Source organism: Vibrio sp. NH-UV-68, from assembly GCF_042940635.1.
Classification (GTDB): domain Bacteria; phylum Pseudomonadota; class Gammaproteobacteria; order Enterobacterales; family Vibrionaceae; genus Vibrio; species Vibrio pacinii.
The window spans coordinates 1,666,527-1,679,133 of record NZ_CP134975.1 but is presented as its reverse complement, the minus strand read 5'-3'; the positions used below and the strand labels follow the sequence as shown (position 1 = coordinate 1,679,133).

Sequence of the window (12,607 nt, the reverse complement as noted above, 5' to 3'; positions counted from 1 at the left end):
GTTTACGGCAACAGCAGTGAAGCAAAAATAAACGTCGTGCTTTGTATTTAACCAATGATCATTTGTTGTCCATACAGACAAACTCGGCGCGCCAGAATAAGCGGTTTGACTCGTGCATATTGCTGAGTACTTCTTGCCCTGACATCTGTGGAAAAGCGCGCATGACAACAAGGTCGTCGCTTCCATTTGGTTTTTCATAAGCTCTGACGTGGGTAAATGTACTGGCTAGATTGTTTGACAGCATATTTTTCGACAAACAAATACCAAAAACGTCACGTTTCATTGTCTTTCCCTCTGACATTTGTTCAGTCGACTTTTTATGTTGTTTTATTGTTAAGTCTGACTGGCCGTGTATCAACGCACACTCTATGCGTGCCTAATAATTATACAACCGAATGGATGCTTTCGTACGAAAAATAACCGCCATTTCCTTTGATCTAAATCAAAGGAAATGGCGGAGTTAAGGATGATTTTGTGATTAGTAATGATTGCAATCGTTTGCTCTTTGCTGAGTGCTTTTTTAGTAATCAAAGAGAGCGCGAATTCCTTGTAGGCTTCACAGTTTGTTCTGACACTACTCGGTTGCTTGTTAGCAGGATGTTATTCTGGCGCGAAAGTAGGGAGAGAGTATGAAATGGAGCAGTGTCAGTTTTCGTAAAAGAATGCTGATCATCATGACACTATCTGGGCTGATTGAGCTTTTGATTTTAGTTGCCGCAGGTTTTATCTACATTAAACAAGCGCAAGAAGATGAAATCGGCCATAAAGCACTCGGCGTTGCCTCTTTTTTGGCTCAATCTCCGTACGTTGTGCAAATAATCGAAAGTGGTACGACGCCAGCGAGTCAGCAGCGGTTTAGAGATCTCACCACCTTGATTGGTGCTGCTTTTATTGTGGTTGGTGATAACCAAGGTATGCGTCTTATTCATCCTCTTGACCAACGTTTGGGTAAACCGATGAAAGGCGGAGATAATGAACGAGCTTTGATTGATGGCGAAGCTTATATTTCGTTCGCCAAAGGATCGCTCGGTTACTCAGTGCGAGGGAAATCGGCGGTTTTCAATCAGCAAGGTGACATCATTGGCGTGGTATCAGTTGGATATTTAATTGACCGACTGCAAGATAGAATTGAACCTTATCTTACTTATTTGATTTTAATGGCGTTCATGGTTGTTGGGGCAAATGCAGTCATCTCTAGTTATGCTTCACGTCGTTTTCAGCGAGCAATATTGGGGTTTGAACCTGAAGAAATCGGCCGTCTATATGTCGAGCTAGACGTCACAATGGAAACGCTGAAAGAAGGAATTTTAACTATTGATGACAAGGGAAAGCTGCGTTCGATTAACAGAAGTGCCTGTAACATCTTAGAGTTAGTGAAAGAGCAATGCCTCAATCAACCGCTCAATGAAGTGCTACCCGACAGCGATTTACACACAGTATTGCAAACTGCACGTACCGATCACGACATCAATTTATACCTTAACAAAAAACGCTTAATTGCCAACCGTAGCCCCATTATTGTTGAAGGGAAAGTGGTTGGAGCGGTATCCAGTTTTCGTCTTAAAGATGATTTAACAGAGTTAACCGAACAACTGGCTAAGACCAAAGAGTACGCTGAGATGTTACGTTCACAAACTCATGAACATCGAAACAAACTCAATACGATCAGTGGGATGGTCCAAATGGGTGAACTTGAGGCCGTCCAGCATTTGATTGGCCAAGAAACCGCGCATTACCAAGCCTTAATCGAATTTTTACGTGAAACAATAAAAGAGCCCTTAATCGCAGGAATGTTACTTGGTAAAACAGAGCGAGCACGTGAGTTGGGCCTTGAACTGGTTGTTGAAGAGGGCTCACGTTTAGAGCCATTACCTGAGCAAATCAATCCAGAAGATGTTGTCACTATATTAGGCAATTTGATTGACAACGCGTTTGATGCGGTTCGGGATGAAATTAATAAGGATAAGTACTTTCCACTTAGTCGCCGCGTTATTGAAGTATCGATTAGCGATTTTGGTAATGAAGTTATTTTAGAAGTCATTGATCAAGGATGCGGACTGCCTGATGAATTGAGTTTACAAGCCTTAGTGAAGCGAGGGGTCTCAAGTAAAGGCTCAACCATGCGTGGTGTCGGCTTGTATCTCACCAACCAACTTGCGATTCGTTATCATGGTGAATTAGAGATGGCTAATAATAAGCAGTATGGAGCGAGAATGGCGGTGTATTTGCCTAAGGAAAAACAGATATGAATGGTGTGACTCAAGTGATGATCATCGAAGATGATCAGGCAATTGCTCAACTGCATCAACGCTATTTAGAACAGATGGGCGGTTACCAGGTGATCGGTATTGCAACTAGTAAGCTGGAAGCGCAAATGCAACTCGATATTTTTGAGCCTGATCTATTGTTGCTTGATGTCTATCTTCCGGATGGAACCGGACTTGAGTTACTCAATGCGTTACGCGCAAAAAGCCTCAGTTGCGACGTGATTTTGATCACTGCCGCAAGAGATGTCGATACGCTTCAGCAGGCAATGCGTGGTGGTGTCGTTGATTACTTATTAAAGCCCGTCGTTTTTTCTCGCTTGGAGGCTGCGTTAAAGAAGTACAATGCACAGAAACTTCAATTTAACCATACTAACGACCTAGACCAGTCGATTGTCGATAAAATGTTACGCTCCAATAATGGCCCTGAGGTCGCGAAAAACCGGTTACCCAAAGGAATTGATAGCGTCACCCTAGAGAAAATCCAAGCATTATTTAATGATCACGAAAGTTTGACTGCCGATGAAGCGGGAGAAAAAATTGGAGCAAGTCGAACGACGGCAAGACGTTATTTAGAGTACTTAATTAGTAGTGGTCAATTAGAAGCAGATCTTAGTTATGGTAGTGTAGGTCGCCCTGAACGTACCTATCGAAAATCCGTTTAAAGTCAATAACGAACGATAGAAGACTGGACGATTGCGCAAAGCGCTCCTACATTATTAAGTGAATGGTCAATAAATGTGGTTGTTTATGTTATTAAAGGCGCTGTAACGCTAAACAATCATTGCTGCTTGATTGTGCAATGTATTACAAACTGAGTAGGTCGCTAAAAGGAAAGTAAATGAAGCTTTGGAGCATACTTCTTAGTCTTGTCGCGATGCATAGCTTTGCTAAAGATTCATTGACACTAACACTCGCCTCTCAACTTGATAATGGCCATGCTTTTTACCATGAATTACTTTATCAAGCGCTAACTCGTGAAGGGTATTCGGTCGAAATTATCGTTCCGAGCGAGCATATACCACAAAAGAGAGTGGTAAAAATGGTTAAAAGTGATCAACTCAGTTTAACTTGGTTGATCGCGACACCGGAGCGAGATGCTGAGTATACATCGGTTAATGTAGCGTTAACCAATGGATGGATTGGTAAGCGTTTGCTATTGATTCCGCCAGGCTTGCAAAGTCAATTTGACAAAATCGATAGCCTTCAATCTTTGAGAGATTCTAAATTGGTTGCAGGTCTTGGCATTAATTGGTTTGATGTCGATGTATGGAATTTCAATTCATTGCCTGTTTATCAGCAAGATGGTGAGTGGCGCTCGTTATATTGGAATTTGACCGAAAAAGGACCGGTGAATTACTTTCCTCGTGGTCTAAACGAAATCGGTCTTGAAGCGGCGCAGAATCCCCATTTATCGATTGAAAAGCACCTTATGCTCGTTTATCAGCGCGATTTTAAATTTTATTTGTCCCCTCAAATGGCCAAGTATAAACCCGTTTTAGAGCAAGCGCTGCTGCGCGCACAGCAAGACGGATTGATTGATCAATTGGTTGTTAAATACTGGGGTGAGAGCTTTAAAACATTGCAACCAGAGCAGCGAGTTGTGATAAATCTCGATCTACCCTCTCCGGTCTCTCAAAAACATTAACTCAGGCTTGCTGTCTGGGTGTAAACTCGAATAATTGATGTATGTGATTCATTTAAGGTCAGTTTTAGCCCAATGGAAAGTGTTTTTATTGTCGTTGGCATTTTGGTCATCTTTTTTGTGGTAGTGCAAAAGCGGTTTTTGAAGCAAGATGAGCTCAAGGACAACCACTATAAAAGAAAGGGGCCGTTACTTAATGCAAAAGAATCAGCCTTTTATAACGCTTTGATTGCTGCTGTGGGTCATCACGGTGTGGTAATGAGCAAAGTGAATATGGCCAATGTATTGGCGCCCGTTTCAACAGAAAAAAAACAATGGTTTATCGCCAATAACCGAATTGCTAAAAGCTACTTTGATTATGTGGTCTGTGACCCACGAACTATGGAAGTACGTGTTGCTATTGAACTCGACAATGGTAAAGAGCTCGACAAAGGTAAGCTTGAGCGTCAAAAGTTATTACTGCATGTGTGTAAGTCAGCAAATATCCCATTGATTGGTACCAATATCAAACACAGCTACCAAGTAGGGCGTTTACGTCGTCTATTGGCCGCACATATTGATTTGATCGAGCCTGATAAAGAGGTGCGTTTTTGTAAACGCTGTGGAAGTCCGATGACGATTAAAATTGCGTATCAGGGAGAGCATAAAGGAAGACGTTTCTTTACCTGTAGCCGTCAGCCGCATTGTACGTATACCGAAAATTACAATGTCGTATTTGAAGACGATGAGTAACAGTTAAGAGAAACTGATTACAGAAGATTGGCTGCATACCATGACTTGGTTGCGGCCATTTTTTTTTGCCCGATAGAGCTCTTTATCGGCTTCTTTTAATACCGATTCAAGATTCGCGTAATGGTCGCATTGATAAACACCAATACTTGCCGTAAGTGATATTGGTTCAGACACACTATTGAATGACGATTTCTCAATGGCGCCGCGAATGCATTCAGCTTTTTCCTGAGCGCTTGTAACATCACAGTTATGTAGTGCGACGCAAAACTCTTCTCCGCCAATTCGATACACCAAATGTTCATCACTCAGTGAGTCAATGAGTGCTGCGGTTTCAGTCAATACCTTGTCACCGACGTCGTGGCCATGTTCGTCATTCACTGCTTTGAAGTAGTCTAAATCGAGGACAAGTAGAGACAAAGGCAGCTTACGACTCTCTTTTCGATAACGTTCAAAGTTGTGCATTAAAGCATGACGATTATAGACACCTGTCAATGCGTCTCTGGATGCCAGTTGGCCTAATGAAGATTCTGATAAACGTCGCTTAACTTCAATAACATGCGCGATGATCCAAATTGAAACAAAGGCAAAAATGAAGTTCCCAACAAGTGGTAAATAGTGACTTAACCCATTAGAAAAAAACAGGTTTGCGATGATACTCATTTGCAGAGTAAAGCCAAAAAATGTCGCGATGAAACCAAAACGTCGCCCTAAAAGAAGGTAGAACACGGCAGGAAATAAGCAGGCCCACATGATGACTCCAAACTCAATTGGTAGCATTGCGGTGGTGAGGTAAGTGACACTGATTAAGCTATAAACGTATAAAGAAACCGTGAACTTAGAGGTGTTACCTTTAAATGCATAATGAGCGATGAAAACAGAAAATAAACCGAACAGTGCAAGAAGGACGTTAATCCCATCGAGTCGACCCACGACAAGGTTATAGATCGTGATCGCGAGCGCTAAGCAGGCCAATAAAGTACTGAGCCAAAACAGCACCGCACGTCGTAATTGCCGTGAAGGATTGAAAATATCTAGCTCCATCCGTGTCGCCTTGGTTAGATTGAAGAATATATGCTCAAGCTTGAATATCGATTTATACTATGCTTTTTTCGGATGGAATCAAGGATATAAATGAACCAGTGTCACACTATGAAAAACAAAATAGCAAGAAATTAACCGATTTTCGCGGCGCGCATTAAAAAGCTAATGAAATGATGTGGGATTGTGTTTCAGAACAGAGAAAGTGTCATGTGTGAACATTCAGTCGCTGATATTGACCTCGATCAGATGTGGCCAGTCGAAATGGTTTCGATATTAATCCACTTACTTGAAACGGCTGCATGCAATGTGTCTTGCCGTGAGCTTCTTGGTTAGCGATTAATGATTTATTACAAATTGACAACTTTTAACTCAATTTGTACTAAAAGCACACTTTTATCAATCTATTCCTTTCATCTACCCCTTTAGAGTAGTTTAAAACTGTAATTGATTTACATCATGTATTAATTTTCTTTCACAAACAACAATGCACCTAGATATAAGAACCTAACCCTTAGGAAGTACTATGAGCAAGTTGAAGCTGGTCGTTGTTGGTAATGGAATGGTGGGCCATCGCTATCTCGAAGACCTCGTTGATAAAACCGATGTTTCACAATACGACATCACCGTTTTTTGTGAAGAACCTCGCGTCGCTTATGATCGCGTTCATCTCTCTTCTTACTTTTCACACCATACCGCTGACGAACTCTCTTTGGTGAAAGAGGGCTTCTACCCAAAACATGGCATCAATGTGCTGGTGGGTGAGCGTGCGATTACTATTAATCGAGAAAAGCAAATTGTTTACTCTAGTACTGGTCGTGAAATCCAATACGACAAGCTGATCTTAGCGACAGGTTCTTACCCATTTGTTCCACCGATTAAGGGCAATGAGAGCAAAGACTGTTTTGTTTATCGAACGATTGAAGATTTAAAAGTCATTGAAGCTTGTGCGAAAAACAGTAAAAGCGGCGTTGTGATTGGTGGCGGGCTGTTAGGCTTAGAAGCTGCGGGTGCATTGAAAGCTCTAGGTGTTGAAACTCACGTGGTTGAATTTGCGCCCAAATTGATGGCAGAGCAACTTGACCAAGCGGGTGGTGATCAGCTTCGCCAAAAAATCGAACGCATGGGGGTTAAGGTTCATACTAGCAAGAACACACTTGAAATCGCAGCAGAAGGTAATAATGCGCGCAATGTGATGCGGTTCGCCGATGGCAGCGAGCTTGAAACCGATTTTATCGTATTTTCTGCTGGCATTCGTCCTCAAGATAAATTAGCTCGTCAAATGGGACTCGGTATTGCGCCACGCGGTGGTATTGAGATCAACGATGTTTGCCAAACCACCGATGAAAACATTTACGCAATCGGCGAGTGTGCTTCTTGGAACAAGATATTTTATGGGTTAGTCGCGCCAGGTTACAAGATGGCGACAGTAGCCGTCGATCACCTGATTGGTAACGAGAGTAAATTTGAAGGCGCTGATATGTCAGCCAAACTGAAATTACTCGGTGTAAAGGTTGGCTCTATCGGTGATGCTAATGGTCGCACTCCAGGTTGCAAAAGTTATGTGTATCAAAACGAAGAGCAGGAAGTGTACAAGCGCCTGATTGTTTCACAAGATAATAAAAAGCTGCTTGGCGCTGTAATGGTTGGTGATACCTCCGATTATGGTGACTTGTTGCAATTAATGCTTAATGAAATCGAGTTGCCTGAGCACCCCGACACACTAATCCTACCGGCGCATGCTGGCGCAGAGAAGCCGACTCTAGGTGCGGATGCTTTGCCAGAAACTGCGGTTATCTGCTCATGTTTTGATGTTACCAAAGGCAAGATCGCTCAAGCCGTTGCAGATGGTCACCATACTATTGGTGATATTAAAGCGGTTACGGGAGCGGGCACGGGTTGTGGGGGCTGTATCCCGTTGGTGACATCCGTACTCAACGCTGAACTTGCAAAAGCAGGTGTCGAAGTGAAAAACGACGTTTGTGCGCACTTTGCTTATTCACGTCAGGAACTGTTCCACCTCATTCGTATTGAAGAGATCATGACTTTTGAAGAGCTGTTAGCGAAGTACGGCACAGGTTACGGCTGTGAAGTATGTAAGCCATTAGCAGGTTCAATCTTAGCTTCATGCTGGGGTGAGCACATCCTCAAACCTGAACTGGTCAAACTGCACGACACCAATGATAACTTTCTTGGCAACATGCAAAAAGACGGCACTTACTCGGTGATTCCGCGTATGGCAGGTGGTGAAGTGACACCGCAAGCGCTGAAAGTATTGGCGGAAGTTGCCGCCGAATACAAACTCTACACTAAGGTGACGGGCGCACAGCGTATTGGCTTGTTTGGGGCGCAAAAAGACGATTTGCCAGCGATTTGGAAAAAGCTTATCGCGGCAGGTTATGAAACGGGTCAAGCTTACGCGAAAGCACTACGTATGGCGAAAACTTGTGTTGGCTCCACTTGGTGTCGTTACGGAGTACAAGATTCGGTTGGTTTGGGCGTAATGATCGAGAACCGTTACAAAGGTATTCGTACCCCACATAAAATGAAGTTTGGTGTTTCTGGCTGTACTCGTGAGTGTGCAGAAGCGCAAGGTAAAGACTTAGGTATTATCGCGACTGATGCAGGCTGGAATATGTATGTGTGTGGTAACGGCGGTATGAAGCCTCGTCATGCAGACTTGTTAGCCAGCGATCTAGACCAAGAGACCTTAATCAAATACGTCGACCGTTTCATGATGTTCTACATTCGCACCGCAGCACCACTGCAACGTACATCGGTATGGATGGAAAACCTAGAAGGGGGCGTTGACTACCTTCGCGAAGTGATTGTGAATAACAAGCTTGGTATTAACGATCAACTGGAAGCGGATGTCGCTAAGCTTGTCGAAGAGTACCGCTGTGAGTGGACCGATACCATCAACGATGAGACGCAGCTTGAGCGCTTTGCACATTTCATCAACTCGGATGAGCGTGATGACAACGTGGTTTTTGTTTCAGAGCGTGCGCAGCACCGCCCAGCAACATTTACTGAAAAACACCCAGATGTGAAGGGCGATATCCTTCATGTTGAACTTGTTTAATTAGGGGCATCATCATGGCATTTACCAAAGTATGTAATATCGACGCAATCATCCCAGGCACTGGTGTGTGTGCTCTAATCGAAGGTGAGCAGGTCGCGATCTTCAGACCGAGTGAAGAGCAACAGGTGTTTGCAATCAGCAACCTAGATCCTTTCTATCAATCCAATGTGCTATCACGTGGTTTGATCGTTGAACATAACCAGCAACTATGGGTAGCTAGCCCGTTGAAGAAGCAGCGCTTTAACCTAGTTACTGGTGAGTGTATGGAAGACCAGCAATTCAACGTCAAGGCCTACCAAGTACGTGTTGTCAAAGGCACCATTGAAATCGCTGCTTAGATGCGGATTAAACAAGATTAAATAGCTTAAAGGCTTGCTGTTTCACTATCGGGGGACAGGAGAAACCGCGAGCCTTTCACTATTTGATTTCAACTTTTAACTTTCACTTTTGGATAAGGACACATTCATGTCTACTGATTTTAAACCTGCAGAATTCGTGCAAACCATGATCAATGTTGGTGAAGCGAAAACAAACACCAGCGCTCGTGATCTTCTACTGCGCGGTACTATGGCTGGTGTTATTCTTTCGTTAGCGGTTGTGGTGGCTATTACAGCTATTACTCAAACAGGAATTGGGCTTGTTGGTGCACTAGTGTTCCCAGTGGGTTTCGTTATTCTCTCGGTAATGGGCTACGACTTGGTAACCGGCGTATTTGGTCTTGCGCCGTTAGCTAAATTTGAAGGACGTCCAGGTATCACTTGGGGACGTATCTTTCGCTGTTGGGGCTTAGTGGGGCTTGGTAACCTAATTGGCTCATTGTTGGTCGCTTACCTTGTTGCGGTTTCTTTAACAGGTAACTTTACGCAAGAGCTCAATGGTGTCGCGAAAACCTTTATTGGTGCCTCTACTGCTCGTAGCGCAGGCTTCGAGGCAATGGGTATGGACGGCTGGATCACTTGTTTTGTACGCGCTATCTTCTGTAACTTGATGGTGTGTCTCGGTGTGATTGGTAATATGACGGCTCGCACAGTGGCAGGTCGTGTGATGATGATGTGGTTCCCAATCTTTATCTTCTTCGCGCTCGTGTTTGAACACACGGTAGTAAACATGTTCCTGTTCCCACTAGGCATGTTGCTAGGCGCTGATTTCGGTATCGCGACGTGGTTGAACTTCAACTTAATCCCAACCATTTTAGGTAATATTGTTGGTGGCTTAGTGATGACTTGTATTCCACTTTACCTAACGCACGCAAAAACGGCGCCTTCTATCAATGTTGAACAAGAAGTAAATGCGCAGCCTGCTATGGCTAAATAATCATTGATTATGGTCCTGCCTTTGATTAGGTGGGACCGTTTTAATCTTTTCTTCCTCCTCATCTTTGATTGGTTTAGCGATAAAAAGTAATACTCTTTACTGGCTTGTTGAGCGTTACTCTTTATATCTAAATTTTCGATAGGCATTGATATGACTACTCATCACGACTCTTTGAACAACGGTTTTGTTTCCCTTGTGGGCGCTGGACCGGGCGATCCTGACTTGTTGACGGTAAAAGGGTATCGGGTCATTCAACAAGCTGACGTAGTGGTGTATGACCGCTTGGTCTCGGCCGAGATTTTGGCGCTCGCTGATAGCAAAGCCGAGATGATTTATGTCGGTAAAAAGCTCGACTTTCACTGCGTGCCTCAAGAGCAAATTAATCAAATTCTGGTTGAAAAAGCCCAACAAGGTAAAAGGGTCGTGCGCCTCAAAGGAGGAGACTCCTTTATTTTTGGCCGAGGTGGTGAAGAACTTGAAGAGCTTGTCGATTACGGAATCAGCTTCGAAGTCGTGCCGGGAATTACCGCAGCAGCCGGAGCAACGGCTTATGCTGGTATACCATTAACTCACCGTGATCATGCACAAAGTGTTCAATTCATTACTGGCCATGTACAAAAAGATGGCCGTGAAATTGAGTGGGCATCCTTGGCGCAGTCAAATAACACCTTAGTATTTTATATGGGGTTGAAGCAAAGTGGCCATATCAGTCAAAAGTTAATCGACACTGGGTTAGACTCGTCAATCTCTTGCGCGATTATCGAAAACGGAACGCGTCGCGAGCAACGCGTGTTTACTGGTGAGCTAAAAGACCTCGCGACGATGGCGAAACAGGCGCTTAGCCCCGCGTTAATCGTGGTTGGTAGCGTGACGTCGCTGCACAATAAATTAAAGTGGTTTAATGAATCTAGATGAGACCACACGGACGTGGTGATCAGCAGACAGCTCGTAATTTTTCATCGCAATACAGTAATTAACTGCCAAGCGGTTCAATCGTTGTTAGAATAGCTCGTTATGTCACTCACCTATGGGCTTACGATGGAAAAAGTCGCAATTTTTGTCGATGTGCAAAACATCTACTACACCACTCGAGACAAGTATCGAGCTAACTTTGACTACAACCAGTTTTGGTATGTGGCAACGACAGATGTCGAAGTGGTGGAAGCAAACGCCTATGCGATTGCCTCACAAGATCCTAAACAACGTCAGTTTCATCATATTCTTCGAGGTATCGGGTTTAACGTCAAACTTAAGCCCTATATCCAAAGACAAGATGGCAGTGCGAAAGGGGATTGGGATGTCGGCATCGCGCTTGATGTTTTTGAGTCAGCAGCCACGGTAGATCGAATCATTTTGCTTTCAGGCGACGGTGACTTTGAGCTGCTGGTAGAAAGAGTCCAGCAGCGTTTTGGCGTCAAAGTTGATGTTTATTCTGTACCGGGATTGACGGCTCAAACCCTGATTGATGTGTGTGACCGATTTGTACCGATCGAAGAAGAGTTATTGCTCAGAAGGTAGTGTCTGTTGCTCATCTTGATTGGCAGCGGTGTCAACGTCACTCTGCTCAATAGCTTGTTCTGCTTCGTTTTTTTCGCGTTCTGCTTTTGAAATGTAGCGCGGTTTATTGCTCTTATGCAGTTTGGCGTTTTGCTTTTTGAGTTTAGATTTTAAGATGCTATTGATCTTTTTCTTACGGTTCATGATTTAGTCCAAAACGAATCGAACGCGAATAGTATCAGAAAAAAAATCAACCAAACACCTGATTCTCTTCAATGGTTGTAGCTACGATGTAAAAAGTTAACTCGGTTATCGATACGACAATACGACAACAGCCTGACTAGTACTTGTAGCTGCACCTATCATTTAAGGAAAAAGCGATGAAAGATCTCAATAAACAACTGGCAGAAATTAAAGTAGTTCCTGTGATTGCTATTAAAGATGCAGGTAAAGCGGTGAAGCTTGCACAGGTGCTGATTGAAAATGGCCTTCCATGTGCAGAAGTCACTTTCCGAACCGATCACGCCGCGCTTGCGATCAAAAACATGCGTGAAGCTTTTCCCGATATGTTGATTGGAGCAGGGACAGTGTTAACCAGTGCGCAAGTTGATGAAGCGATTGAGGCTGGCGTAGACTTTATTGTTAGCCCTGGTTTCAATCCAACGACAGTGAAGTATTGTCAGCAACGTAATGTGACCATTGTTCCAGGTGTAAACAACCCGAGTCTCGTTGAGCAAGCGATGGAGATGGGTCTGCGTACGCTAAAATTCTTCCCAGCAGAGCCATCAGGTGGCGTTGCAATGCTAAAAGCATTGTCAGCGGTTTACCCAGTGAGCTTCATGCCCACAGGTGGTGTGAGCCCAAGCAATGTCAAAGATTACCTGTCTGTTCCCTCAGTCTTAGCGTGTGGTGGTACCTGGATGGTTCCTGGTGATTTGATTGACAATCAGCAATGGGATGAACTGGGACAGTTGGTACGTAAGGTTGCTGATATCATTAGTTGATGAAATGTGTTGTTGTTTTCACTTCGCGCAA

At 43.8% G+C, this 12,607-nt stretch carries 14 protein-coding genes; 11 read left to right on the top strand and 3 right to left on the bottom strand.

What is annotated here, in order from left to right; genetic code table 11:
* Window positions 1-58: 58 nt before the first annotated feature.
* Window positions 59-283, bottom strand: a complete 225-nt coding sequence (locus ViNHUV68_RS07735; RefSeq protein WP_038174640.1) for a hypothetical protein — start codon at window positions 281-283, stop codon at window positions 59-61.
* Between the two features lie 346 nt (window positions 284-629).
* Between ViNHUV68_RS07735 and ViNHUV68_RS07730 the strand changes: the two genes are divergently transcribed.
* The 4 genes from ViNHUV68_RS07730 to ViNHUV68_RS07715 all read left to right on the top strand — a co-directional run bounded on the left by ViNHUV68_RS07730 (window position 630) and on the right by ViNHUV68_RS07715 (window position 4,641).
* Window positions 630-2,249 carry a sensor histidine kinase gene (locus tag ViNHUV68_RS07730; protein WP_038174641.1) on the top strand — a complete coding sequence of 540 codons (1,620 nt, stop codon included), beginning with the start codon at window positions 630-632 and terminating at the stop codon, window positions 2,247-2,249.
* Window positions 2,246-2,929, top strand: a complete 684-nt coding sequence (locus ViNHUV68_RS07725; RefSeq protein WP_391087061.1) for a response regulator — start codon at window positions 2,246-2,248, stop codon at window positions 2,927-2,929. Before ViNHUV68_RS07730 ends, ViNHUV68_RS07725 begins: the two co-directional genes overlap by 4 nt.
* Window positions 2,930-3,105: 176 nt before the next feature.
* Complete coding sequence (locus ViNHUV68_RS07720; RefSeq protein WP_038174644.1) at window positions 3,106-3,912, top strand: hypothetical protein; 807 nt, start codon at window positions 3,106-3,108, stop codon at window positions 3,910-3,912.
* Between the two features lie 72 nt (window positions 3,913-3,984).
* A complete protein-coding gene (locus tag ViNHUV68_RS07715) occupies window positions 3,985-4,641 on the top strand; it encodes a DUF2726 domain-containing protein (RefSeq protein ID WP_038174645.1) in 657 nt (218 codons plus the stop codon).
* Window positions 4,642-4,644: 3 nt separating this feature from the next.
* Here ViNHUV68_RS07715 and ViNHUV68_RS07710 read toward each other — a convergent pair whose 3' ends face one another.
* Entirely contained in the window at window positions 4,645-5,682 is a 1,038-nt protein-coding gene (locus tag ViNHUV68_RS07710) for a diguanylate cyclase (protein ID WP_391087057.1), read from the bottom strand.
* 207 nt (window positions 5,683-5,889) lie between these two features.
* Between ViNHUV68_RS07710 and ViNHUV68_RS07705 the strand changes: the two genes are divergently transcribed.
* The 6 genes from ViNHUV68_RS07705 (at window position 5,890) to ViNHUV68_RS07680 (ending at window position 11,593) form a co-directional block, all read left to right on the top strand.
* On the top strand, window positions 5,890-6,015 hold the full coding sequence (locus ViNHUV68_RS07705; RefSeq protein WP_391087054.1) for a hypothetical protein: 126 nt from the start codon (window positions 5,890-5,892) through the stop codon (window positions 6,013-6,015).
* Window positions 6,016-6,205: 190 nt separating this feature from the next.
* On the top strand, window positions 6,206-8,761 hold the full coding sequence (gene nirB / locus ViNHUV68_RS07700) for a nitrite reductase large subunit NirB (RefSeq protein WP_391087052.1): 2,556 nt from the start codon (window positions 6,206-6,208) through the stop codon (window positions 8,759-8,761).
* A 14-nt stretch (window positions 8,762-8,775) separates the two neighbouring features.
* Window positions 8,776-9,099 carry a nitrite reductase small subunit NirD gene (nirD, locus tag ViNHUV68_RS07695; protein ID WP_391087049.1) on the top strand — a complete coding sequence of 108 codons (324 nt, stop codon included), beginning with the start codon at window positions 8,776-8,778 and terminating at the stop codon, window positions 9,097-9,099.
* Between the two features lie 127 nt (window positions 9,100-9,226).
* Window positions 9,227-10,075, top strand: coding sequence for a formate/nitrite transporter family protein (locus tag ViNHUV68_RS07690; RefSeq protein WP_391087046.1), 849 nt, complete (start codon window positions 9,227-9,229; stop codon window positions 10,073-10,075).
* Between the two features lie 150 nt (window positions 10,076-10,225).
* The gene (gene cobA / locus ViNHUV68_RS07685) at window positions 10,226-10,990 is read left to right on the top strand and encodes a uroporphyrinogen-III C-methyltransferase (protein ID WP_391087043.1); all 765 of its coding nucleotides are present in this window, start codon (window positions 10,226-10,228) and stop codon (window positions 10,988-10,990) included.
* Between the two features lie 123 nt (window positions 10,991-11,113).
* Window positions 11,114-11,593 (top strand): NYN domain-containing protein, encoded by a 480-nt coding sequence (locus ViNHUV68_RS07680; RefSeq protein ID WP_038174809.1) that lies wholly within the window; start codon window positions 11,114-11,116, stop codon window positions 11,591-11,593.
* On the opposite strand, the gene ViNHUV68_RS07675 is transcribed toward ViNHUV68_RS07680, so the two are convergent.
* Window positions 11,576-11,776 carry a DUF2986 domain-containing protein gene (locus tag ViNHUV68_RS07675; RefSeq protein ID WP_038174652.1) on the bottom strand — a complete coding sequence of 67 codons (201 nt, stop codon included), beginning with the start codon at window positions 11,774-11,776 and terminating at the stop codon, window positions 11,576-11,578. The genes ViNHUV68_RS07680 and ViNHUV68_RS07675 overlap by 18 nt on opposite strands.
* A gap of 176 nt (window positions 11,777-11,952) precedes the next feature.
* Between ViNHUV68_RS07675 and ViNHUV68_RS07670 the strand changes: the two genes are divergently transcribed.
* On the top strand, window positions 11,953-12,576 hold the full coding sequence (locus tag ViNHUV68_RS07670; protein ID WP_391087039.1) for a bifunctional 4-hydroxy-2-oxoglutarate aldolase/2-dehydro-3-deoxy-phosphogluconate aldolase: 624 nt from the start codon (window positions 11,953-11,955) through the stop codon (window positions 12,574-12,576).
* The last annotated feature ends 31 nt before the right edge of the window (window positions 12,577-12,607 follow it).

Excerpts from the sequence above, each read along its gene's own strand:
- ViNHUV68_RS07735 (WP_038174640.1), bottom strand. The coding sequence starts at position 283 with ATGAAACGTGACGTTTTTGGTATTTGTTTGTCGAAAAATATGCTGTCA.
- ViNHUV68_RS07730 (WP_038174641.1), top strand. The coding sequence starts at position 630 with ATGAAATGGAGCAGTGTCAGTTTTCGTAAAAGAATGCTGATCATCATG.
- ViNHUV68_RS07725 (WP_391087061.1), top strand. The coding sequence starts at position 2,246 with ATGAATGGTGTGACTCAAGTGATGATCATCGAAGATGATCAGGCAATT.
- ViNHUV68_RS07720 (WP_038174644.1), top strand. The coding sequence starts at position 3,106 with ATGAAGCTTTGGAGCATACTTCTTAGTCTTGTCGCGATGCATAGCTTT.
- ViNHUV68_RS07715 (WP_038174645.1), top strand. The coding sequence starts at position 3,985 with ATGGAAAGTGTTTTTATTGTCGTTGGCATTTTGGTCATCTTTTTTGTG.
- ViNHUV68_RS07710 (WP_391087057.1), bottom strand. The coding sequence starts at position 5,682 with ATGGAGCTAGATATTTTCAATCCTTCACGGCAATTACGACGTGCGGTG.
- ViNHUV68_RS07705 (WP_391087054.1), top strand. The coding sequence starts at position 5,890 with ATGTGTGAACATTCAGTCGCTGATATTGACCTCGATCAGATGTGGCCA.
- nirB (WP_391087052.1), top strand. The coding sequence starts at position 6,206 with ATGAGCAAGTTGAAGCTGGTCGTTGTTGGTAATGGAATGGTGGGCCAT.
- nirD (WP_391087049.1), top strand. The coding sequence starts at position 8,776 with ATGGCATTTACCAAAGTATGTAATATCGACGCAATCATCCCAGGCACT.
- ViNHUV68_RS07690 (WP_391087046.1), top strand. The coding sequence starts at position 9,227 with ATGTCTACTGATTTTAAACCTGCAGAATTCGTGCAAACCATGATCAAT.
- cobA (WP_391087043.1), top strand. The coding sequence starts at position 10,226 with ATGACTACTCATCACGACTCTTTGAACAACGGTTTTGTTTCCCTTGTG.
- ViNHUV68_RS07680 (WP_038174809.1), top strand. The coding sequence starts at position 11,114 with ATGGAAAAAGTCGCAATTTTTGTCGATGTGCAAAACATCTACTACACC.
- ViNHUV68_RS07675 (WP_038174652.1), bottom strand. The coding sequence starts at position 11,776 with ATGAACCGTAAGAAAAAGATCAATAGCATCTTAAAATCTAAACTCAAA.
- ViNHUV68_RS07670 (WP_391087039.1), top strand. The coding sequence starts at position 11,953 with ATGAAAGATCTCAATAAACAACTGGCAGAAATTAAAGTAGTTCCTGTG.